General features: G+C 39.6%; 12 protein-coding genes. 6 read left to right on the top strand and 6 right to left on the bottom strand.

The window, feature by feature from the left end; translation table 11 throughout:
• Positions 1-34 precede the first annotated feature (34 nt).
• Positions 35-3862 carry a hypothetical protein gene (locus ABJQ32_01895; GenBank protein MEP5288370.1) on the top strand — a complete coding sequence of 1276 codons (3828 nt, stop codon included), beginning with the start codon at positions 35-37 and terminating at the stop codon, positions 3860-3862.
• Between the two features lie 13 nt (positions 3863-3875).
• A complete protein-coding gene (locus tag ABJQ32_01890) occupies positions 3876-5108 on the top strand; it encodes a hypothetical protein (GenBank protein ID MEP5288369.1) in 1233 nt (410 codons plus the stop codon).
• Positions 5109-5160: 52 nt separating this feature from the next.
• Here the strand turns inward: ABJQ32_01890 and ABJQ32_01885 are convergent, their stop codons facing one another.
• The 5 genes from ABJQ32_01885 to ABJQ32_01865 form a co-directional block, all read right to left on the bottom strand.
• Positions 5161-6192 (bottom strand): PorP/SprF family type IX secretion system membrane protein, encoded by a 1032-nt coding sequence (locus ABJQ32_01885; GenBank protein ID MEP5288368.1) that lies wholly within the window; start codon positions 6190-6192, stop codon positions 5161-5163.
• Positions 6192-10043 carry a PKD domain-containing protein gene (locus tag ABJQ32_01880; GenBank protein ID MEP5288367.1) on the bottom strand — a complete coding sequence of 1284 codons (3852 nt, stop codon included), beginning with the start codon at positions 10041-10043 and terminating at the stop codon, positions 6192-6194. The genes ABJQ32_01885 and ABJQ32_01880 overlap by 1 nt, the downstream gene beginning before the upstream one ends.
• 130 nt (positions 10044-10173) lie before the next feature.
• Positions 10174-12636: an ABC transporter permease gene (locus tag ABJQ32_01875; protein ID MEP5288366.1), complete on the bottom strand. Its 2463-nt coding sequence runs from the start codon at positions 12634-12636 to the stop codon at positions 10174-10176.
• Between the two features lie 112 nt (positions 12637-12748).
• Positions 12749-13498, bottom strand: coding sequence for an ATP-binding cassette domain-containing protein (locus ABJQ32_01870; GenBank protein MEP5288365.1), 750 nt, complete (start codon positions 13496-13498; stop codon positions 12749-12751).
• Positions 13495-14238 carry an ABC transporter permease gene (locus tag ABJQ32_01865; protein ID MEP5288364.1) on the bottom strand — a complete coding sequence of 248 codons (744 nt, stop codon included), beginning with the start codon at positions 14236-14238 and terminating at the stop codon, positions 13495-13497. The genes ABJQ32_01870 and ABJQ32_01865 overlap by 4 nt, the downstream gene beginning before the upstream one ends.
• 168 nt (positions 14239-14406) lie before the next feature.
• Between ABJQ32_01865 and ABJQ32_01860 the strand changes: the two genes are divergently transcribed.
• The 4 genes from ABJQ32_01860 to ABJQ32_01845 all read left to right on the top strand — a co-directional run bounded on the left by ABJQ32_01860 (position 14407) and on the right by ABJQ32_01845 (position 19265).
• Positions 14407-15120, top strand: a complete 714-nt coding sequence (locus ABJQ32_01860) for an SDR family oxidoreductase (GenBank protein ID MEP5288363.1) — start codon at positions 14407-14409, stop codon at positions 15118-15120.
• A complete protein-coding gene (ispG, locus tag ABJQ32_01855) occupies positions 15117-17063 on the top strand; it encodes a (E)-4-hydroxy-3-methylbut-2-enyl-diphosphate synthase (protein MEP5288362.1) in 1947 nt (648 codons plus the stop codon). Before ABJQ32_01860 ends, ispG begins: the two co-directional genes overlap by 4 nt.
• A gap of 139 nt (positions 17064-17202) precedes the next feature.
• Positions 17203-17955, top strand: coding sequence for a hypothetical protein (locus tag ABJQ32_01850; protein ID MEP5288361.1), 753 nt, complete (start codon positions 17203-17205; stop codon positions 17953-17955).
• A gap of 134 nt (positions 17956-18089) precedes the next feature.
• On the top strand, positions 18090-19265 hold the full coding sequence (locus ABJQ32_01845; GenBank protein MEP5288360.1) for a hypothetical protein: 1176 nt from the start codon (positions 18090-18092) through the stop codon (positions 19263-19265).
• A 21-nt stretch (positions 19266-19286) separates the two neighbouring features.
• Here the strand turns inward: ABJQ32_01845 and ABJQ32_01840 are convergent, their stop codons facing one another.
• Positions 19287-24134 (bottom strand): LamG-like jellyroll fold domain-containing protein, encoded by a 4848-nt coding sequence (locus ABJQ32_01840; GenBank protein ID MEP5288359.1) that lies wholly within the window; start codon positions 24132-24134, stop codon positions 19287-19289.
• Positions 24135-24174 lie beyond the last annotated feature (40 nt).

Below are 24174 nucleotides of genomic sequence, written 5' to 3'. Positions count from 1 at the left end.
TTTTTGAAGTGCTACTGACAATAGAAATATTAAGATGAAATTAATTAAGTTTTTTTTACCTCTCCTGGTTTTTATTAGTGTTACTGCTAGTGCCCAAATAGCTCCATCACCTGATGCGACTTCATATATGCATAATAACACTGCGGAGGATTTATATCGTGGATATATTACAGAGTCCATTCCTCTATGCAATGTGGAGGCCAATAATAGTTATAATGTACCTATAGTACTGAGTTATCAAACAAGAGGAATTAAAGTAAGGGACATTGCTTCTTCGGTGGGCTTAGGCTGGGATCTTAGCGCCGGAGGTGCCATTACACGTGTAATGAGAAGTCAACCAGATGATAATTCACTCTTTTATAATGAACTCAATTCATCAATTGTTAAAGAAGCGATTGATAATTCTAAAAAGGGATATGACTTTGAGAAGGATATTTTCTACTACAGCTTTCCCGGAGGTTCTGGAAAATTTGTGAATCTAAGTAATTCTATGGGGTATGCTGGAGCTCCTACTGCTACCCTTTTTTATGGCCTTCCCTATACAGATAATAAAATCGAGTTCAATTACGGAGGAACCACCGCTTCAAGTTGGGTAATTACGGACACGAAAGGAATAAAATACTACTTTGGGACAACTGAAGAATCTAGAGAGATAACTCATTCCATGTCCTATGAAGAAGGAAAGTCACCAAAGGCGAATGCAGATCTTACGTATATCTCCACCTGGTACCTAACAAAGATTGAATTTCCGGATCTTCCATCAACTGATGATATCACATTCATATATGAAAGAAATGAAGAGAAACTAATAAGCTCGGAAACATCCATTACAAAAACGTATGATTTAGTTGAAGATCATGTTGTAGTAAGAACTTGGAAAACTGATCAAACAAGGGATTTCACCTTTGAGGCTCTTGTTCATGATGAATATGGAAGCACAGCGTTGGATATTTATGGATGGTTTACACTTTCTATTTGGTCGTCTATTGATCTAAGTGGGGGATCCAGCGGGCCAACTGTGGGTTACCCTTATGTTAACGGAGGTTGGTCAAAAGACGAAACTATTTTAGAAAGCCCGTGTTCTGAGGTATATCCTTGTGATCAAAGAGCAAAGCAACTCATTGCACCGTATTCTGGAGTATCTTACTATAGAGATTTTCGAATTCGTGACTTTGCAACAGTAGGTGACTTTCAGGTACGATCACATCAAATTTATCGCAAACCAGATAGTCCGGTTACTAAAAAATTTATTTCTGATTTAGAAATGACGACTTCACGTATTTCTACGATAAAGTCAAAAAAGAGTAAAGTCAATTTCTTATGGGGATATAGGCAAGATTTTAATGAAAAATTGGATCAAATACAGGTATTAGATCATTCTAACGAAATTGTCCATACATTTCAAATGTCTTATGATTATTTCCAATCTAGTACCTGTACTGGAGATTATCAGAATTGTAAAAGGTTGAAACTTACCTCGGTTTCTAAGAATGGGGCAAACCTTGCATCTTTTGGGTATTTGGATGAGGAGTCTTCAAGCTATAACCTTCCTGAAAGGACATCCAGTAAACTTGATAAGTACGGATATTACAATAGTTCTGTAGGAGGCTTGTTTCCTGGAATTTCATTCAGCACTATTCAAAAAATTGAATATGATCCAAAGTCCCCAAATTACAATGCTGCCTTATTAAATTATCCACCTGCTAAAATAAATATTGGTGGAAGTACTAGAAATGAAAGTGATAAGGCAAAAGCTAATATTTTGTGGAAAATCAATCTACCACAAGGTGGTAAGAAGGAGTTTACCTATTCAGCTAGATCTGGTGGTGGAGTTAAGATTGATAATGTTTCTATTTACGATGAAGCTAATAACTTAGTAACCAGCAAAAGTTACACTTTTGAGTCTCCTAAAAGGCCTTCAGCAGCATTGAATTCACCATTATTTGGTATTTCAGTCACCTTATACTCTCATTCACCATATTTATATTATGATTATGCCGAAAATACCGGGTATGGCAAGGTTACTATTACAGATGATATTCTTGGATCTCAAATCATTCATGAATCATATTCGGGATCCTTTAAGGATTATAGTAGAAAATCTCTTAGGAAAAGCAATTGGGAAAAAGAAGAGGACCTTAAGGAGTCTGTTTTTCCTTATTTGCCACCTGTTTTCGATCCAAGGTTTGGATTGCCCAAAATGACTACCTATAAGGATGAATCTGGGAAAACCTATAAAGAGGATGTGTATAGCTACGAATTTGGAGAATCAGACTATACGTACAATGAACACAGTGTTTTCAGGGCAGACAATGGCAAATACGCCATGGCTCAGTCAACCCAACAATTGAGACCGTTTTACCTTAGGACTGTAAAGAATACTTCAATCGAAAATGGTGTAACTAAAAGCTCAAAGACAGAATTTGGATATCATGATACTCATAAAACATTACTTTCTTCTAAAGAGACATATGAAATTGATGAGGAGGATAATAAGGTTGACAGACAAGAAATCAATAGTTCCTTGGTAAAATACTATTATCCAATGGATAAGACATTCTTAAAAAGAATTTATAGCCAAAGTGTCCTGAATGAGATGGTTTCCGAGAATATTATTGGTGCTCCCATTCAAACGGTAAATGCCGTTAAGTATCCAGGAAAGTTAGTGTTCGATATGGTTGGTGCAAGTGTGACTACCTTTAGAAAGCAGCATACGTTCATAAAGCCATATGAAGTTTATGAACCTGTAATAACAGCCCCACAAAATATAGTTCTTTGGGGTAATGATCTGGATTTGGTGAATACGTTAGGATATAACGAGCAAGGTCTATTGGCAAACGAAAAGAGGCGAAATGAGATTGAAGTAATTTATGATTATGACTCTAAGGGATATTTGAAGACCACAACTATTGATCCAGGACCTGATGCATTAATGAGAGAGACAAAATATACCTATAAAAATCTTGTTGGCTTGAAATCAATAACCCATCCAAATGGAAGAAAGATGTATTACGAATATGATTCAAGAAACAGGTTACATCTCACTAAGGATAACGAAAAGAATATCATCAAGCGATACCGATACAATCTTGCTTCTGAAGAAAATGATGGTAATCTAAGAGCAAGTATTGCAACTTATGACGGCTTTAATCTTGTTAATCAATCTATTTCACTAAAAGCCATTGTTTATGGAAATTCCTATGGAACTCCAGGCTATAAGTGGGATAATGGTCAAACAGGAGAATCAGCTTCATACCGATTTTACTCGCCAGGAGAATATACGGTCTCTGTAAAAGTCACTAACCCAGATCATCCAGATATTGAAACAACAGCAACGAGGGTTGTTACAGTGTATGATGTAAAAGCTTCATACGCTATTTCCGCACCTAATGAGGTTGAACTTTGCACATCTGGTGGTATAGGAGAGTTTGATGATTTCACACCAACAGAGCAGCAAGATGACATTACGCAAACTGTAGATGGAAGCAATGGCACCTATCCATATGTTTGGGTAACCATCAATTCTGATGGTACGGGTGCTGTGTGTCAAGAACCTGGCTACAGAAATGCTAAGCTTGAATACAAAAACTACGCAGGACAATGGATTGAATTTAGCAACTCAAGATCAGGTGAGCTGCCAGAGGATGCATTTAGATATCAAGGAACACCATTTAACATTGAGATACGTGGCGAATACACAGATAACTGCAGTACATTCCTTTACACTCCCACCAAGTCAATTAGTATAATTAGTTGCAGCTCCTCCAATGGAGGAGGAACAGGAGGTGATGGAGATGGAAATGGAGGTGATGGAACAATCGATGATACATTTGATACTGGAAATGGTGGAGGAATGAATTAACTATCATTGTATAATGCTCAGAATTGGATGTTTGTGTGTCATTCTTGTTCTTTTTCAAAGAGACCTTATCGCTCAGATCAAATTTGATGTGAACGTCTCTGAAAAGCACCTGAAAAAAGTAGAAAGATCCAAGGACGCTCGCTCAAAACTCAAGAACTACAAGGAGCTTTATTCAAAAGACAGTCTAAGAGTAGCCAAGAAGGCTTGGAGGACTTATAGAAAAGAGAATAAAGACAGTCTGAAGTCTGTCGGTAAGTGGAAGGAAGCTAAGGCGCACCAAAGAGAAATTCTTCTAGGCGAATATCAAATCAAGGAGCCGAAGGAGTACGCAATAGACTATACGAAATTTGAGCCTCCAATAGATTCAGTTGACTGGGCATTGCAGGAACTCTCCAGGAGAGGAGATTTTGAACAAGTTCAAATAATCTACGAAGCTTACGCGCAGTATGACTCTTCCTATATCGATCAGTTCCACCCAGACTCTACTAGTCTGGACAGCCTTATTTTATCAGATCGGTTCAAAATGAAAGAACGATTGGAATCGTACTTACCACCAGAACTAGCTCAGGAGAGTGACAAGAAGATTGAACAGCAACTATTGTATGGTGAAATGGATGAATATGGCCAATTGAAGAAAATTGATCGCTCAGGAGTTTCAGATTTCTTCAAAAAGATATCTCCGGAGGAGTTTACTAAATCACAGCTTTCGCTAAAAGCCGCTAAGGAAAAATATTCAACCATTCCAGATCTGAGCAAAGAAGAGGAGGGAATAAAGCGCAAATCGCTTAAGGGGGCTCCTCTAAAAGAACGATTGTTCCTCAATGGAAACATTGCGATTCAATCAACGGACCCTGTCATTCTAGATACAAATATTCAATTAGGTTTTCAATGGAATAAGTCCTTTTCAACAGGGCTAGGGCTTTTGCTAAGGGAACAGCTCAATGATCGGGATTCATCAGCCTTAACTGGTGACGCCCATGGGTTTAGCTTCTTTGCGAATTATGATATTCTAAAAGGCTTTTTTCTTTATGGAGAATACCAGTTAGTCAAAAACAAGTCGCTCTTCCAGGAGACTATCAGACCTGCATCTTGGCAATATGCCGCACTTTTAGGCGCAGGGAGACGATTCAGTATATCCAAGAAAGTCAGCTTGAGCGTGTCATTGCTTTATGACTTTAACTACAAGAAAAACACGCTGAATCAAAGACCATTGGTTCCAAGGATTGGGTACAATTTTTCTTTTTGATAAATCTAAAGCTCGCTCAATCAAAAAAAAGCAGATTCGTTGCTGCTTCCTTTTAGTGATTCAATTTATGCACGAAGGTCGGGCAACTTAGCTTTTTCCTATTGTTAGGAGTCTTGTATGGGTCTTTTGGCATCTTAAAATTGTATACCAAAGAAAATTCATGTGCACCACCACCGCTCACAGGATCTAATTTCGAGAGGTTGAGGTCGAAGCTATAGTTAAATTCAAAGTTGTAATACTCAACTCCAGTGACTAAGATGATTGCGTCTTGATTTAGTCTTCCAAAATCATTTTTAAGCAAAGGCATACCTCTATAATACAATCCAATGATGATTGGCTGCAGATGTACCGAAGCGCCTGCATCAATTTGCTGAAATTGACCCTGTCTCCTGTAAAGAATACTTGGTGCAATACTTGGCACAATCGTCCCGATGTTTACAAGTTTCTGTAATGGATACCTACTTCCAATGTGAAATGAGTATCGTATAGGCAAGTTGTCTTCACCTTCTAGAAGAGACCTATTAGGGCGTGTTAAGTGATCGATACCTACTCCAAACCAATTTTTCTTTGTATATATCAAGATGCCTGTTCCGATATCCCAATGATTTTTTAGGCGGATGGAATTAATTTGAGGGTCTTGAGATGGAGTTCCATCGACTCCAAAATCTACTTGATCCCCAAGGACAAGTTTGCTTCTATCAATGTCTCTAAATGAATAACCAAACTTTATTGCTGGCCGAACGACAACTTTATTATTAAGATTTGCTTCATACGAGTAAATAAAGGCGGCAGTTGTATTTCTTAAACCTGCAGTTCCTTCTTGTTCTGAACTCACGATTGCTCCAAACCCACTATTGATGTTGCCAGCATTATAATCTATTGAAGCAGTGGAATTCGAAAAAGCTTGTGGTAAATTGGGCCATTGGATGCGATGAATAAACACAGCTCTTGTATCCGGAGCAGTTCCCGCGAAAGCTGGATTAAGATAGATCGGATTTGAGTAGAACTGAGAATACTGAGCATCTTGTGCACCGGAAATAAGTGCATAGGTCATGCAAGAGATGTAAATCCAAAGATTCTTCATTAACGTATCAGGGTCACATCGCCCACTTTTATAATATCCTTACCGTCCGAGAACCTCAGCTCTAATTTATATACATAGACTCCTGAAGGAGCCAACTTGTTTCGATAATACCCATCCCATCCTTTGCTCTGACTACTACTCTCAAAAATTAATTCTCCCCATTTATTATAAATGAACATTCTAAATCTTTCTACTCCTTCAAGGCGGGGGAGAAATACGTCATTGATTCTGGATGGATCAGTCCCAGAACCGACTTCTCCACCTGTAGCACCGTTTAAACTAGGAGTAAATGCGTTTGGGGTATTTACCTGACCACCAGAAATAGCTTCTACTTCGGCTGAGCGAAAGAGCGTATCCACACATCCGAAATCATTTCTAGCAATTAGGGTGATGTCATAAAACCCTTCTTCAGTGTATGCATGGCGAGGATCCGAATCAGTTGATGTAACACCGTCTCCGAAATCCCAAAAAAAGGAAGTTGCATTGTCACTTAGGTTCTTAAATACTGCTTCCTGATCGGGAATAAAAACGACTCTGGTTGATACAAGAAAATCAGCAAATGGTCTTTCAAAGACTGAAATATATTGTTCTTTCTCTATTTCTGAATTTTCACCTACCTCATTTTGTCCTCTAAGTCTTACCGTAAAATTTCCCCCAGCAAAGAACGTGTGTGTAGGATTATCAGATCGAGAGATGCTTCCATCTCCAAATTCCCACAAGAACTCTCCAGGTACTGCGAACTGCGAAAGGTTGGTGAATTGAACGGTCAAAGCAGCACAACCTTCCAAAATATCAGCTTCAAAATCAAGAATAGGAGCTGTTGGAATTACAGTAACTGTTTGTGAACTTTCAACAGTGCAGAAATCATCTGTTACAGCTAAGGTAATTTCATAGGTGCCAAATCGATCATAATCGTGAGATACTGCATCAAACCCTGAGAATGTACTACCATCTCCAAAACTCCATTCATACGTAAGTCCCGCTCCAATGGAACTATTATTTGTAATGATTACTGTATTATCAGGAAGCTGAAGTGTTGTGGTAGATAATATGAAATTCGATACCAGATCTGGACGTTGTTTTTCAATGGTTTCATTTAAAACTTCTGGATCACTTTGACATGAAGCAAGATTGGTGGTAATTAAAGAAAGCTGAGCATTGATGTCATTTCCCGTATTTGGCTCTCGATTGTACGAAATCATTATTTCATCATTGTTATCAACAATGATGTCAGGAGCAGGGTTAAAGCTCCAATCATAGTCGGCTAGACCCTTTTGTACCGCTTCAAGTGTGAAATTCACCCGTTCGCAATCTTCTTCGCGCTCTAGGCTATAAGTTGAGATTGGTTGTGGGCTTATTTGAATATTAACCGTATCATTGGCTATACAGACACCTGTTCTTTCTGCTTCCAAAACCATTCGATAGTTAACAATGGTGGCAGAAGTATTAATGATTTCATAGTCCAATTCATGAAAGTCTGCATCACCACTATTCTTTGTTATTGGATATCCTAAAAGTAAAGCATCATCAGGATCTAGGAGAGACCATCGATATAGGTCTGCCGTCAAACTTTGAGTTGCGGGATCAACAAACACGGTACTTGTCCAAGGAGAACAGTTCGTGTTGAACACATTATATGCAGGATCATCAAATTGAGCTTCTTCATCAGGAGAAACTCTTATACTTTCAATCGTACTAAAAGTCACACAACCATCAGTGGATTCAGCTCTTAATTGAATGAAATAAGTCCTTGTTGTATCGTCAGGATTTATGAAAGTAAAATCAAGTGTGGGTGACGGGAATAGTGTGTTCGATATAAACCCAGAAGGAGGATGGCTTACGTCCAATCGATAAGAAGATGGCAATCCTGGATTGTTTGATAGGTTAGTAAAAGTGATTTCGTCTCCAGGACAAATATCTCCAATAGCATTATTCGATACCTGAGCTACAGGGTTGGGGTTGATTGTCACTGGTTGACTTATAATGTCAGAACAGCCACCCTTCATTGTAGTCATCCTGAGTGCAACCGTGTAAGTGCCTGCGACAGAGGTTATGGGCTCAACACCGGTAGCGATATCCATTCCATTTAGAAACCAATCAAAGTTTGCATTATTGGTTCTTGTCAGTTCCACATTAAATGTGCCATCAAAACTAAAGTCCCATTCGTATAAGTCCACTTCATCGTCATCGACTTGTGTAGTTAGACTCAGAATAGGATCGGCAATAGCTGAAAAAGTTGTTCTAGCATCTTCGCAAGCTTCGTTTGAATCAAAACTGGGTTGTGGTCTGCCATAGACAAAAACAGTGTCTTGATCTACGCTTCCGCATAGCGTAGATGTATTTCTAGCCACTAAGCGAACAATCGTATATTCTTCGGCAGAGAAAGTTCTGGTAAAATCAGGTACAGGGTCTACTAAAAAAGAGCCATCAGTAGGTTGAGTGCTTATAAGTATGTCATTCTCGTCATAAAATTCATATCTAAATTCTGTGTTAGGCTGATCGATTGTGTTATCTCTGAAACCAACAGTAAATACGTCTGCGCCTGTTTGACAAAAGTCAGGGTTGATAGGGGCAGCAAAAGCACCATCATAAAAATCAAAATCAGCTACTGCATCAGGAGAGAGATTGACAAAATCATCATACTCAACAACACAAACCCCATCTGCATTAGGATCAGTTGCAATAAGTCGAACCAATTTTTGTCCACCATTTTCAAATGAAAAAGTGGGGTTGACATCAGTGGAAAAATCTAAAAAAGGATCTGTATCCGCAGGACCATCATAAAACTCCCAACGAAAATTGTATGGGCCACCTGGAGTATTATTATCAAAATAGATATCTGAGTTGATACAAAACTCAGTAAGAATAGCTCCTCCAGGGCCACCATCTCTAGCATCATAATCAGGAACAGGTGGGGGAATTACCTGAATAACCAGTGTTTCTGTAACCGCATCTACATAATTTGGATTGGCTTGGTCGCCATTAAATGGATTGCATGTATTCCAGTTGTACAGTGTGATTTCAAATGTGGTACCTATCAGATTTGCTGCATTTGCAGGTGCTGATATAGGAAATGTAGAATGGATAGGAACATCAGCAGGAAACGGAACTTCTTCAACGAGCCCAAAATGACCTCCCGTAACCATAAGCCCGGCTGTACCTCTAGTCTGAGGAGCTGTTAATGATCCATCTGGCTGAGTTACCGTGACAGGACCTCCGTCAACGAGTGTCAAGTCTCTAAATCTACCAACAGCAGGTACTGGATCTGTTCCGTACACAAACTGCACCCATCTGGAAATTTGATTTGGGTTATCTGGATTGTCATTTATGTTGCAATTAAAAGTAGAAGCATCATCAAATACCACATTAGTAAGTGCTGTATTTAGGCAGATGTCATATCCACCTGGGTCAAAAGCAATGACTCCTCCATTTTCATCGTCTACATTCCATGAGGGAACAATTTGGGTTTGTTCTGAAGTCTCACAGATATCGCCAGCAACAATAATAAAAGCCTGAGCTTCAAAAAAACACTCTGGCCCGGTATCAGGGTAAGGAAATGGCGTAGCTGTTGCTTGAAAAGTCCTATTTGCATTCGAGACAGTAAGTCCTAGGCCTGAAATAGTTTCTGTTGTGTTTGCAGGATCATTCCATGTGAATTCTATTTCAATGTCTGCAGGATTCTGCGCTACATTGAAAGTATAGGTTACGGTAAAAGTGTTTACGGTAACAGGAGCGCATGTACCGTCGGCACTGAAGTCGACGCTGATGGTTGTACTTAAAAGACTGCATTGACCAAAACCTACAAGAAAGGCCAGGACCAGCGAAAAGGTGAGATAAAGCCGGGTGATCATGTATGGAAATAGAAATATTCAAAGATCAAATGTACTCATTTGAATATTTCTATAATGCTAAAATTCAGGAAATATTGTGCAAATACAACAATATGTTTACCCTTAATGAATAGAGTACGTTTCAAGCTGGTTATTCATATTTCAATGTCTTTGCGGGATCAAGCTGGGCAGTCTTAAAAGTATGAAAACTGACTGTCAAAAAAGCAATCAACAATACGATGAAAGCGGCTAATCCAAAGAATAGGAAATTGATGGATACATGGTAAGGATAATTCTCTAACCATCCACTCAAGAAATACCATGCAGTAGGCCAGGCAATCAAATTTGCAATCCCGATAAGAATTAGAAAATCTCTGAACATCAATTGGATGATGCCAGAAGTAGATGAACCTAGTACTTTCCGTATTCCGATTTCCTTGGTTTTTTGAACGGCGGTATATGATGAAAGCCCGAAAAGCCCAAGGCAACCAATTACGATCGCAAGGATGGTGAAAATTAAAAACAGATCTCTGAAACTCTTTTCAGATTGATAGTAGCTATCAAAGTAACTATCGAGGAAGAAGAATTCAAACGGATTCCCGGCAAAACTCTGATCCCATTGTGCTTTTACAACGCCTACCGTTTCTTCAATATTGCTAGTACTCATTTTCACCATCATATATTCATGATTGTATTGTTGTAGAAAAAACCCAAGTGGCTGCATAGCTTCTTGTAGGGACTCGTTGTGGATATTTTTTAGTACCCCAACAACCTGCGGTTTCCATTGGAATCGATCTATTGAAACATATTTGCCTACAATCTCTTCTGGGGCATATCCTAAAGCTCTGGCACCATATTCGTTAATAACAATGGCTGTGTCAGGATCTTTGATGAAATCTCTTGAGAAGTTTCTTCCTGCCAACATCTCCATGCTCATCAGATCAAAGAGCTCATAATCCATGCTGCTGAATGCGAAGGTGGTAGCTTGCTCAGGATCTTGATCTAGTTTTCTAACCTGAGTTTTAAAACGAAGTTTCTTGCCGGGAAGCATTCCCGACCCTGCAACATCCGAAATTGCGGGCTGGTCTGCTAGGCTGTTCTTAAAAGACATGTAATCATTTTCAGCTTGTACATTCGATGTATCCCGAGTCGCAGGACGCTCAACAACCATTATCTGTTCTGTGCTATAGCCCAGATCCTGATTTTGCATGAAAGACATCTGCTCGTATACGATGAGTGTGCCAATTATCAAAGCAACTGAAGTAGTGAATTGCATCACCACTAATGCCTTTCTAAGCAGTATTCCTTCACCTTTTCCCTTAAATTGACCTTTAAGCACTTCGACCGGTCGGAATGATGATAATACCATGGCTGGATAAAATCCAGTAAGCAATGATCCTCCCACCCAGAAAATTACAGCACTTACCCAAAACCAGGGTTGGGCCCAGATAATGAAGGAAGATGGTGTGCCGCCGATATTGTTGAAAAGGGGAGTTATCACAACTATCAGAGTGAAAGCAATCAGAATAGATAAGAAAAAAACAATACTTGACTCAATTAAAAAATGAATGATGAGTTGAGACTTTTGTGAGCCTACAACCTTTCGCAACCCAACTTCTTTTGCTCTTTCTACAGACTTAGCAGTGCTTAGGTTTACATAATTGATGCAGGCGATAATAATTATAAACCATGCGATGATGGATAGATATCCAACCGCATCACCATTCCCATTTATCTCTGCCTCATCGGTTAATCTGGATGTAAGGTGTATATCTTTAACTGGTTGTAGAAGCAAAACGTTTTCACCATTTTGCTCCTGTAATTCAGGTTTGTATTTTCTTACTAAATCCACAAGTTTATATTCCAACTGCTTTGGGTCAGTTCCTTGTTCTAACTGAACATATGTATAATAATCCTTTCTACCCCAACCTATTTTGTAGCGCTCTATAGCTCCATCATATCTTCCGTAGATCGTCGAGAATGAGATGAGGACATCAAACTTCAGATGCGTATTGGTAGGGTGATCTTTGAATACTCCTGTGACAATACATGGTTCATCGTTGAAGTCATCATCCTCTAATCTTAGCGTTTTGCCAATTGGGTCTTCATCTCCGAAGTAGTTCCTAGCCATAGTTTCAGAAATTACCATAGTAAATGGGGCTTCAAGCGCCTTTTCACGATCTCCATGAACCATTTCGTAGGAAAAAAGACTGAGAATGGAAGCGTCGGCGTATAAGAATTTTTGCTGCTTGAAAACGATGGGGCCGTTTGGCGCTTGTTCCCATGTGATAATTACATTGTTTTTGGAGCCCATGTTATACAGACGAGCATAATCCACTACTTCGGGGAGTTCTTCTTTCATTGCAGCTCCTACACCAGCATAATTTTCCGAACTTTTATAGATAAGCTCACCATTTCTATAAACATCTAACTGTACACGATAGATATCATCACCATTTTCCATGAAGTTCTCATAACTTTTCTCATAAGCCACATAATGGCTAATTAGCCAAAAAGCGCACAAGCCAATAGCTAAGCCCAAAACGTTTAGAGAAGTGAAAAATCGCTGCTTGAGCAGGTGACGAAATGAGGTTAAGAAGTAGTTCTTTATCATGTTAGCAGAGTCTGTGTACCAGAATAACTTACTGAGGCACAACTTAATGGTTACATGCTAGATGTAAAGAATCAAGAATAAGTTTCAAATTGACGTTCAGATGGATGAATTACTACTTGCCTTTCAATACCTTCATCATTCTGCTGGCAAACACAAAATCGTTCAGCTCTTCAACATCTGAGTTTGCAATTTCATCACTAGAGCCTTCCCAAAGCTTTTTGCCTTTATATAGGAAGCTGACCTTATCTCCAATCTCCAATACTGAATTCATATCATGTGTGACTACCACAGTAGTGGTCTGATATTCGTCAGTAATATCTTTAATGAGATTATCAATTCGAATGGATGTTTGAGGATCCAATCCAGAGTTAGGTTCATCACAAAAAAGGTAGTTGGGGTTAGTTACAATGGCTCGTGCAATTCCGACTCTCTTTTTCATTCCTCCGGAGATTTCTGAGGGCATCTTTTTGTTTACATTTTCCAGTCCGACACGTTCCAAACAAAAGTTTACTCGCTCTAGCTTTTCTTCCATGGACTGCTTTGTGAGTACATTTAGAGGAAACATGACGTTTTCCTCCACATTACTACTATCGAATAATGCACCTCCTTGAAACAACATGCCCATTTCGCGGCGCACTTCTGTCTGTACATCTTTGTTTGCGTTGGCAAAATCTCGATTATCAAAGGTGACACTTCCTTGATCAGGTTTTACCAAGCCAACGATACATTTAAGAAGAACACTTTTCCCAGTTCCACTTGCTCCAATAATAAGATTGGTTTTGCCTTTATCGAAAGTCACAGAAATTCCACTTAGAATCTGTTTATCAGCAAAAGACTTATGGATATTGGTAACTTCAATCATGATGTTAGAAGAGGAGCTAGTAAATAAGCTAGAAGTAAATTGGCTGCTAAGATGGCAATACAGCTTTCTGTAACAGCTTTTGTAGAAGATTGACCTACTTCCAATGCGCCTCCGGAAGTAAAGAATCCTTTAAATGATGAAATGGCAGCTACTAAAAATCCGTAAACCACAGCTTTAATGATTGCAAATACCACCTGAAACGGTACAAACTCTATTTGAATACCAGTTATGTAATCAGTAGTGGAGATTACACCAGTCAGCATTGAAACGATATACCCTCCCGTGATTGCAACAAAGGCTGCAATTATTACCAAAACTGGAAACATAAAAACGGAGGCAATAATTTTTGGCAACACCAGATATGATGTTGAGTTTATTCCCATGACTTCAAGAGCATCAATTTGTTCAGAAATCCGCATGGTTCCTAGTTCTCCTGCGATATTAGAGCCAACCTTACCTGCATAGACAATGGCAGTTATAGTAGGAGCGAGTTCTAATAAAGTCATATCTCTTACTACCCACGCTATAGTCGTATCGGGAATTAATGGTGAGATTAAATTGTAAGCAGTCTGAACTGTTGTAACTGCTCCCATAAATCCGGAAACAAGAACAACAAGGAAAACAGAATTATAACCTACTTTAATACTTTCATCAACTACCCGGCTTACGTAAGTTCCAAAGGATTCCCTTCGAACAAACAACTGACCTAGAAACAAAACAAATTTCCCTAAACTCTCCATTTAATTGCGTGAGCTAAGATTGTTAGCTTTGTCAAACATAACACCTTAAGGAATAACCAGAAAGCTAAATATGAAATCGTTGTTAAAATTCCAGGCAATTTTCCAATATTGATAAATTGAATTTTGATATCAGATTCTACACAAACTTTGACTCAATAAAATAATAGTATGAATATTTCAGAAAGATTGGTCGTAATAACAGGAGGAACGAAGGGAATAGGTAAAGCATTGGTGCATCGATTTGCTTCAGAAGGATGGCCTGTTGCAACATGTGCCCGAAATGAAGGAGACCTAAGTAAATTGAGAAAAGAAATTCATGAGCAATATGATGTGCTTATACATACGTTTGCCGCAGATCTTTCAAAGAAGGAAGGTGTAGTTGAATTTATAGAATTTGTTCGAATGACAACAAAAACGGTAGAGATATTGATCAATAACACAGGTGTATTCATCCCTGGTCTGGTACATGAAGAAGAAGAAGGAACTTTAGAGAAGATGATCAACACCAACCTCTACAGTGCTTATCATATGTCCAGAGCTATCATTCCTCAAATGAAACAAGGAAATAGTGGTCATATCTTCAACTTGTGCTCAGTAGCTAGTCTAAAGGCTTATCCTAATGGGGGTTCTTATTCAATTTCAAAATTCGCCTTGTATGGCCTGTCCCAAGCATTACGGGAAGAACTTAAGGAATTCGGCATTCGAGTGACTTCTATATTGGCAGGTGCCGTCAAAACCCCTAGTTGGGATGGAGTAGAACTGCCTGATGAAAGATTTATGAAGCCTGAAGATATTGCTGAAACCATCCATGCAACTTATCGGTTGAGTGAACGAACTGTAATAGAAGACATTGTTTTAAGACCACAACTAGGAGATATATGATCCAGAAATACTGTAACAGTCTTACTCAGTATTCACGACGAAAGACCAGAGAAGTTTATATAGGAGAAGTACCATTAGGAGGTGACAATCCTATACGTGTTCAATCGATGACCACTGTAGATACCATGGATACTATGGGTTCGGTGGAACAAACTCTTAGAATGGTTGAATCTGGATGTGAATATGTACGTATCACTGCACCCAGTATCAAAGAGGCACAAAATCTAGAAAACATAAAGAATGAACTTCGAAAGAGAGGCTGTAATGTGCCTTTGGTAGCAGATATTCATTTCACGCCCAATGCAGCTGAACTAGCTGCAACCATCGTTGAAAAAGTGCGAGTGAACCCTGGAAATTACGCTGATAAAAAGAAATTCGAGCAAATTGAATATACCGATCAAGCTTATGCAGATGAGCTTAGACGTATTGAGGATAAGTTTTCTCCATTGGTTGAAATCTGCAAAGTGAATAATACGACTATTCGAATCGGTACGAATCACGGTTCGCTTTCAGATCGAATCATGAGTAGGTATGGAGATACGCCCCTTGGCATGGTTGAGTCGGCGCTTGAGTTTATTCGCATCTGCGAAGCAATGGACTATAAAGACCTGGTGGTTTCTATGAAGAGTAGCAACCCGCAAGTCATGGTCCAAGCATATCGTCTGTTGGTAAATAAACTAGACGAGGAAGGGTTGGAGCCATACCCACTTCACCTTGGGGTTACCGAAGCAGGAGAGGCAGAAGATGGACGGATTAAATCGGCTGTAGGAATAGGCACTTTGTTGGAAGATGGATTGGGAGATACTGTTCGAGTGTCGTTGACGGAGGAGCCAGAAGTGGAAGCTCCGGTTGCGAAAATCATGGTGGATAGATTGCTTAAAAAATCAAACCAATCCAAAATTGAATCTATTGAAAATTATCCGGTAAACCCATTTGAATATCACCGAAGAGAAACGGAAGAAGTGCTCAACTTTGGACATGAAAATGTACCAAGAGTGATTGCGGATTTCTCTAAAAAGGAGAAGGTGGAAGTGAAAGATCTGAAGGCGATCGGTCATTCTTACCTACCTGAACTAGACAAATGGGGCATGAATGATTTGGGGGCAGACTACATCTATACTGGTTCGAATCCTGTTGAGTTTATGCTACCTAATGGACTCAAAGAGGTCATAGATTATAAAACCTGGCAATCAGGTAGTGATCAAATAAATAGATTCCCATTAATATCTGACTTGCAGGAAGTTAATCATATTCATAATAAGTTAAACTTCATACTGATAGATGCAAATGATTATGACCAAATAATATTTGGTTTTGTTAAGAAAAGTGCTAATACAGTGCTTATACTGCACTCTGAGCAAGCACATGCCACAGCAAGCATCCGTAGATTCGTTGTTGAACTCATGAACCAAAATATTCATGTTCCCGTGGTTTTACGGCAAACCTATTCAGAGCTTTCAGAAGACGAACTCATGATCTACGCCTCTACTGACGCAGGTGCTTTGTACATCGATGGTGTTGGAGATGGCATCATGCTTTCTCCTGAAAAGACATCATCTGTTGACCAACTAAAATTATACAATAATACGGCCTTTGGAATTCTTCAGGCAGCTCGAACTCGCATCACCAAAACAGAATATATCTCATGTCCATCATGCGGAAGAACGCTGTTTGATTTGCAAGAAACTACGGCGATGATTCGTAAGCGTACCGATCACCTCAAAGGCGTGAAGATTGGAATTATGGGATGCATTGTGAATGGACCTGGAGAGATGGCAGATGCGGACTTTGGCTATGTAGGTTCAGGTAAAGGCAAGATCACCTTGTACAAAGGGCAAGAAGTTGTGAAGCGAAGTGTTCCATCCGAAAATGCGCTCGATGAGCTTATTGAACTAATCAAAGAAAACGGTAAATGGGTAGAGCCGGAGGGAGTGGAAGTTTAATAGGATCTACCAAATTGAAGGGCATCAGATATTTCTTTTTCTAGGATCACACTTGCTTTGAGCTCAGAGAAGAAAACCCTGATAATCAATGTAATTAAAGTTTAGTTTGTAGGTCCAATTAGCTGATCGTTTCAACGCAATGAAAATAAGAACTCAGGCATATCTATTGTTAGCTGTTATTGCTTTGTCATGTAAGCAAAAAGAGGATATAGGTGTCATATATCGGGATGATTTCGAATCTTATTCAATAGGTACTTTTCCTGCAAGTCCATGGCAGAAAGAGGGAGAAGGAAAGATATTTGTAGACGATACTCGATCTGTGAGTGGAACAAATTCTGTACACTTTATTACTGGAGAAGGATATTCTGAAAGAGGATTTTTGAAGCTTCCAGTCAATCAATTTTTTAGGTCAGAGGAAAATGAGTATTACGGTAGTGTCAATTTCTGGGTAAACAAAGCCTCACCTGATGGAATACACTGGACCATGATTGAGAACATCGGTAAAGTCTCTGGTCAGGAATTTTCAGCAATGGTACGATATGGAGGACAACATGCCGGGCGTTTTATGGCCAACTACGATACTGATGGTATCAGCACAGATTGCTGGCAACACTCTCAAACTAAACTACCGGAGAAAGAATGGTTCAACATCAAGTGGTATTTCAATGGTAAAGAGAACCTGATGAAGTTTTGGTTGAACGATCAATTAATTGAGGACTTGACTGTAAAGTCAATCGGAGAAGGTTGTGCTAAGGATGAAAACAATGGTTTATGGTCATTTCCAATTGTCGAAGAGGTCCTGATAGGGTGGGTGGATTACCAAACTGGAGGAGGAGCGAGAGAACTTTGGGTTGACGACTTTATTCTTTCAAGAAGACCTATTATAAAGTGATTTGTTGGCAACAAAAGTCGTTCATGTTTACTATTCCGCACTCTGGCAATAGATAAGTATAGGTTTATTAATTGCAGGTAACATATTCCTGGGTTAAGCAATTAATCAGTAAGGTTTCTTTTAATTTTGAGTACATGCGCTTCACAATGATTTTCTGTTGTCTGTTTTGTTTCTGTTTCCTATCCGAAGCACAAGTAAAAGTTGATGGAAAAGCAACGGGCAAACATGCTAAGGTTATCAATCAGACTAAGGGAGCGAGGCAGACAGCTAAAGAACGAAGAGCTCAAGCAAAGAAACTGAAGGAACAAGCTGAAGCTCGAAAGTTGTATAAACTGAAATATGATAGCATTGAAAGCTATCGAAGAGATTCATTGAGTATTGAAGTAATTTCCAAAGAAGACTCAATTCAGATAGCAGAAGATATTTTAGCTGAAACAAATTTCCCCTTAGAATACAAAGAACTAATACTGAATCCAATAGTACTTAATCCAACCATCAATACCGAGGGTGCAGATAGTGTTGCTTTAGCCAAATCAACGGCATTGTTAGAGAATGAAGCAAAAGAGTTTCTTCCAGAAGAATTGAATACAGTAGAAGACCCCATGAGTGGATTGACCAATCCAGCTGATGGACTTAACTCCCCAGAAGAAGGGCTTACAATTCCATCTAAACCAAACCCTAATCTTGTTAAACCAGAAAAAGCGCAAGAGCTATTTAAGAAAATTGACCCGGAGCAATTTCAAGAAGCTCAGGCTGATATTCAGAAGCTGAAGAAGAAATACAGTGAGCTGCCAGACACACGCTATCCTGAGGAGGGGACAAAGAGGAACTCATTGGAAGATGCACCTTTCAAGAATCGTATCTATTTTGGAGGGAATCTTACCGTACAATCCACTGATCCTTTCATCCTAGACTCTAACCTTCAGTTGGGTTATTGGATAAATAAAAAATGGCTTGGTGGTGTTGGTATAACTTTAAGAGAGCAGTTTAACAATGAAGACTCTACCTCTCTTTTAACAGGAGATGGTCATGGTTATAGTTTATTTACTCGTTACGATATTCCTAAAGGATTCTTTGCATGGGCAGAAGTAGAAAGACAGGTGAATCGTTCTTTCTTTGGTGCCGAAAACCCAACTCCTGCTCAGTGGCAATCTGCCTATATGGTTGGAGTAGGAAGGGAGTTTAAGATAGGTTTCGTTCAGATGATCTCGATGATTTTGTATGACTTTAACTATCGAAATAACGATCTAAATGCAAGACCACTGGTTTTTAAGTTTGGCGTACGTTTTACAAAGAAGCCAGGGGATTGATTTCAGTAATACATCAAATTATTACCTCTTCACAATCTTGCTTGTATAATCACCATTGTTGGACTTCACGTTCAAAATATAGATGCCAGATCGAAGATTATTGGTGTCCATCGTAAAGAAGTTTAGTCCACGTATCAGTGTTTCTTTGTTTGATAGAACAAGCTGACCATTCAAGTTCGTAAGTTGAATTACCAGATCTCCAGCAGTAGGTATATCAAGCTGGATTTCCAAATCATCAATTACCGGATTTGGATACGCTGTTACTAGTAGATCTTCTGAATATGTGATTTCGATGTATTCTATTGGACTCAATGCGACCGTACCATCAAAATCAATTTGTTTGAGTCTGTAATACATATTCCCAGCTGTGGAAGGCTCATTGTCTATGAATGAATAGTTGAGTGTCTCATTGCTATTTCCAGATTCAACTTTGGATTTTACTATTCCAATTACTTCCCAGGCTTTTTCATCGTTGCTACGCAATACCTCAAAACGATCATTATTAATCTCTGATGCTGTAGACCAATTCAATAGATTTGAACTATTTACTCGCTGAGCCGAGAACGAGATCAAGTCCACAGGTAGTGGAGTGGTGCCAGTTCCTAAAGCTGTCTGACTAAATGAGGTGATTCCGTTGAAGGTTGCTGTTCCTGTACCAGGATTAGCTGAGTTTGCGGCGATGATGGTATTCCATGAAGCATTTGACTTACTTGATCGTTTAAACAGGTATACGTTGGATGGATCGGTTTCAGTAAAAACACCTGCGCCATAGGTATAGGTGAGATTAGCGCTCGTAAACGTTCCAGCTCCATAAGTTTCAATAATCCAATAAGGATTATAAATAGTTTCATCTAATGTATTCTCATCTTCTGGCAAAATCCCGATAGGACTATTATCGATTTCGAAAGCGACAACATCAAACGAGCCTGATACTCCGGTAAATTCGATAGATAAGCCAGTTCCAAGAGCAGTTGTTCCATCTCCACTGATAGTAGCTGAATAACTATCCCCTTTGCCAACAGGGGCTGAAGAAGTGGCCCATGTGGCCCCAGATAATGTTCCAATGTTGCTTGTAATGATGTTTTCAGTTGACGTTCCTGTATTTTCATTGAATTGCCAGTAGCCCACTAGATTGGTATCTAACCCATCTTGAATTAGGAAATTGTTTTCTCTTATTTCACTCTCTGTACGTACCGTATTCCATAGTCTAAGTTCATCAACTGTACCTCCAAAGTAATCTGATGGCGTAGCTACTCCATCCCAATCTTGTCCAATGACCCAATCCAATCCATCTGGATCTCCCAAAACTTCAGTAATCGTATTTTGAAATTCTTCGATTCCATCTTTATATACAGTGATTTGTGAAGTGGTTACAGTAAGCTTATTCACTGTTACGGCAATGTGTTGGAGGCCTGTTTCTTTCGTGCCACCCAAAGTTGTAGTTCCTCGCAGGTCAACTTCAATTCCTCCAGCATTAAATCCGATTTTAAAAATATCATTTCCAGTAGCATCATGTTTGGCTAAGAAAGTTTGTCCATCATCTGTAGAAGAAGGAGATATCCATATTTCTGCAGTGAATGATTCATTGATCGCAAGGTTGGATAATGTAGTGTAATCAGTGGTTCCATTAAAAGATAGATGTGTTCCCGGATCATTTTCTGTGACATTTATATTTGCTTCGTTGGTAGGCCCTGAAATCTCAAAATCATCTACCATAAAGCCATCAACTTGATATCCAGCTGCACTGTATCCAGCTGCTGCGTATAAGACAAACCTAAAAGCTACTGTTCCATTTCCTGATAGAAATGAAACATCGTATTCGGTATTTTGATCGGTATAGAAATTCGAGAAACCGTACCTATCGAAAATAACATCTGTTTCCATGCTGAACATAGAATTAGGGCCTCTTTCATACCAGTTAGTTCCGCTGGTGTCATCACCTAATCGTGTCCAATTCTCACCATTATCTGTGGAATATTGAACTTGAACACCAATAGGGGCATTGGCAAAAGCTACTTCCATGCTTTTTCTAAAGCTCATGGTATAAGTGCCGGCCTCTGTAAAATTGAAATTAGGAGAGAACAGAGCACATGAATAATCAGCTTCGGTAATGTCTAATGAAAGAGCAGTTTTCCATCCATTTGTGCCTGAACTTAGTGTGGTTATTGCATTTCCAGGTGTACCTCTTTCCCAGAGATTGATTCCTCCGGCTAGGTCATCAGATCCAAAGTAGTTTTCGTTAGTTTCAAAATCTCCTCCATCTGCAACAGTGAATGGAACTGCTACATTCGGCAGTACATGAATAAACCCTGACTTTGTTTGTGAGTCCCCACCACCATTGATCGTGAGCGTTACATCATAAACCCCGGATCTCTTGTAGGTATGTGATGGGTTTTCTTCGGTAGAGACTCCACCATCACCAAAATCCCACTCCCATGAAGCTGCTTTATAAGAAGCATCCGTGAAATTGATGCTAGCTTCAGCATAGATAGTGTTTTTATCCGAAGTAAAGTCTGCATGTTCAGCCGTGAAAATATCTGAAGTGAAGATGCCTCTGCCATGCGTAGCGGCCACTACCAGGTTATCAGAAGATCGTATCTGCAACATATCAGTTCTTACATTAGCCAGTCCATTGTTTGAAGCTTCCCAAATAGTAGATGTTCCATCGAGATCATCGGTTGACCAAACACCTAGTTCTGTAGCAATTAGGGCCTGATCACTATTGTTTGGATTAAATAGTGCCCATCTCACTGGCATGTCAGGAAGATTTCCTTCTACTGCAGTCCAGTTCGTTCCACCATCAGTTGTTTCCCAGACGCTTGTGACTCCATAGTTTGAAAAAGTAACGAGAAGATGATTATCATCGCCATCTTCTACTGCGACACATGAAATAGATCCGGTAGGAAAACTTGCTCCAGAGATATCACCACCCGCAGGGGAAGAAGCTGCATTGTCTATTTGAAGAATACTACCGTTATTAGTTCCAAAGAATACTCTTTGCGCGGTATTTTGAGATGCAGTGACTGATGTGACTTCAACACTACCAAATCCGGTTACTGAACTAACCGCTGTTAAAGAAGAAGCATTTGCGATGTAATAGTATCCACCTGTCTGCCCACAGTAATAATTATCAGTTGCATCTTCATAGTCAGAAGGATTAATGAAAGCACCATTCGGTTGATTCATGATCAAATCAAATGTTAACCCTCCATCTGTCGACCTGGAAAGAGTTGCTCCTGTAAAGGCAGTAAACTGAAAATTAGAATTATCCTGATCTATGTGTGCAAAACCACCATCACCACCGGTCACTTCCACAATGGAAGCCACCCCAAGGTTGGTTACTTTGGCTGACCCATTGTCTTGTGTTCCACCAATAAATCCAGGATTAAAGGCTGCTGGCTCCATAGCAATGGAATAGAATTGTGAGGTGTTATAACCAAATTCCTTTCTGGTAAAAGTTGGAGTGGTGGCACTTCCATCCTGAGTGGAATAAATTCCACCATCATTGCCGAAATAGATTACATCGGAGCTCCCAGGTTGATAAACGATTGCATGCTGATCGGCATGTACAGCAGTATAGTCGTCCTGACCACTCCAGTTGGTCATTTGAACCCAGGTAGTTCCTCCGTCAGTAGTTCTGAGAAGATCAATTCCACCGATATAAACGACATCTTCATCATTAGGATCTACAGCAAGAGTTAGATCATACCACGCTTGATTTCGCGTGAAGTCATTTGATAATGCGGCACAGTTTTGATCACACCAGTCAGGAGTAGATAAGGTGGACCAGGAGGTGCCACCATTAGTAGACCGCATGATTTTCTTGATTGTATTATCATCTTCTTGAACTAGTGCATAGATATACTCGGAGTTACTTGGCGCTGTAGCTAGCTCAATTCTTTGCTCGTCTGCAGCAGAAGTATAGATTTCACTGGCTCCCCATGTCGCACCATCATCTGTAGATTTCCAGATACTATTGTTCTGAAAAATACCGAAACTAGCATAAAGGTCTCCATCAGCTCCAATTTCAATATCGGAGGCCCATTGATTTTGACCAGCCAGTCCTGTCAATACTTTTGTCCAGGTAGTGCCACCATCATCAGAGCGCATGATGCCTCCTCGAATGGCAAAGTTCCCGCCCCTTGTTGCTGCTAATACAGCACCAGAAGAAGTAACAACTATCTTGTTGACATAAAGAAAGTTACAATCACCAGAACCTGCACAGGTAGAGAAATTAGTGGTTATTGTACTGGTCAGCTGTGTCCAGTTGTCACCACCATCAGTACTTTTCCAGATGCCATTTCCTTGCACTGCATCTACATTGAAAAATCCTTCGCCTGTACCAAAATACATGGTAGTGGTACTTGTTGGATCATATGCGATTGTCGTAATGGCCATGTTTTCAAAGAAATCATTCACAGAACTCCAGTTGGGATTAACCTTGGTAATGTCAGTCGTCTTCCATAGCCCTCCAGATATACTGGCAGCCCAAATGGTATTATTAGTGACATCATTTGGATCAACTAGTATTGTTCTGGTACGACCTCCCAGGTTATTTGGCCCTCTTTCTTTCCACGATACACCTGGAATCGCATCTAATAGCATTTCACCACTTTGCTGCGACTTCATTTGTTGCTTCAGTTCGTATGCTTCATACAACCTGTTCCTTGGCACGATTCCAAGTGCGGGATCCTTGGTACGCTCAAATTCTTGTTGAATGGCCAGGTCCATCCGTGTACGTTTATCTAACTCTTTGAATTCAGCATTTTTTACAGCAAGAGAATTGATTGATGAAGGCTGTAAATAGTAGATAAGTAGAAAACCAGAAATAAGGGTGAGGAGGATTGATAGAACAATCCTTTTTGACATTGACTTCATAACTAGGCTGGTTTATATTATGAGTTACTCA

The sequence above is a fragment of the Marinobacter alexandrii genome (genome assembly GCA_039984955.1).
GTDB lineage: Bacteria > Bacteroidota > Bacteroidia > Cytophagales > Cyclobacteriaceae > Ekhidna.
The sequence above is the reverse complement of the archived record's forward strand: the minus strand, read 5'-3'. Positions and strand labels throughout refer to the sequence as shown.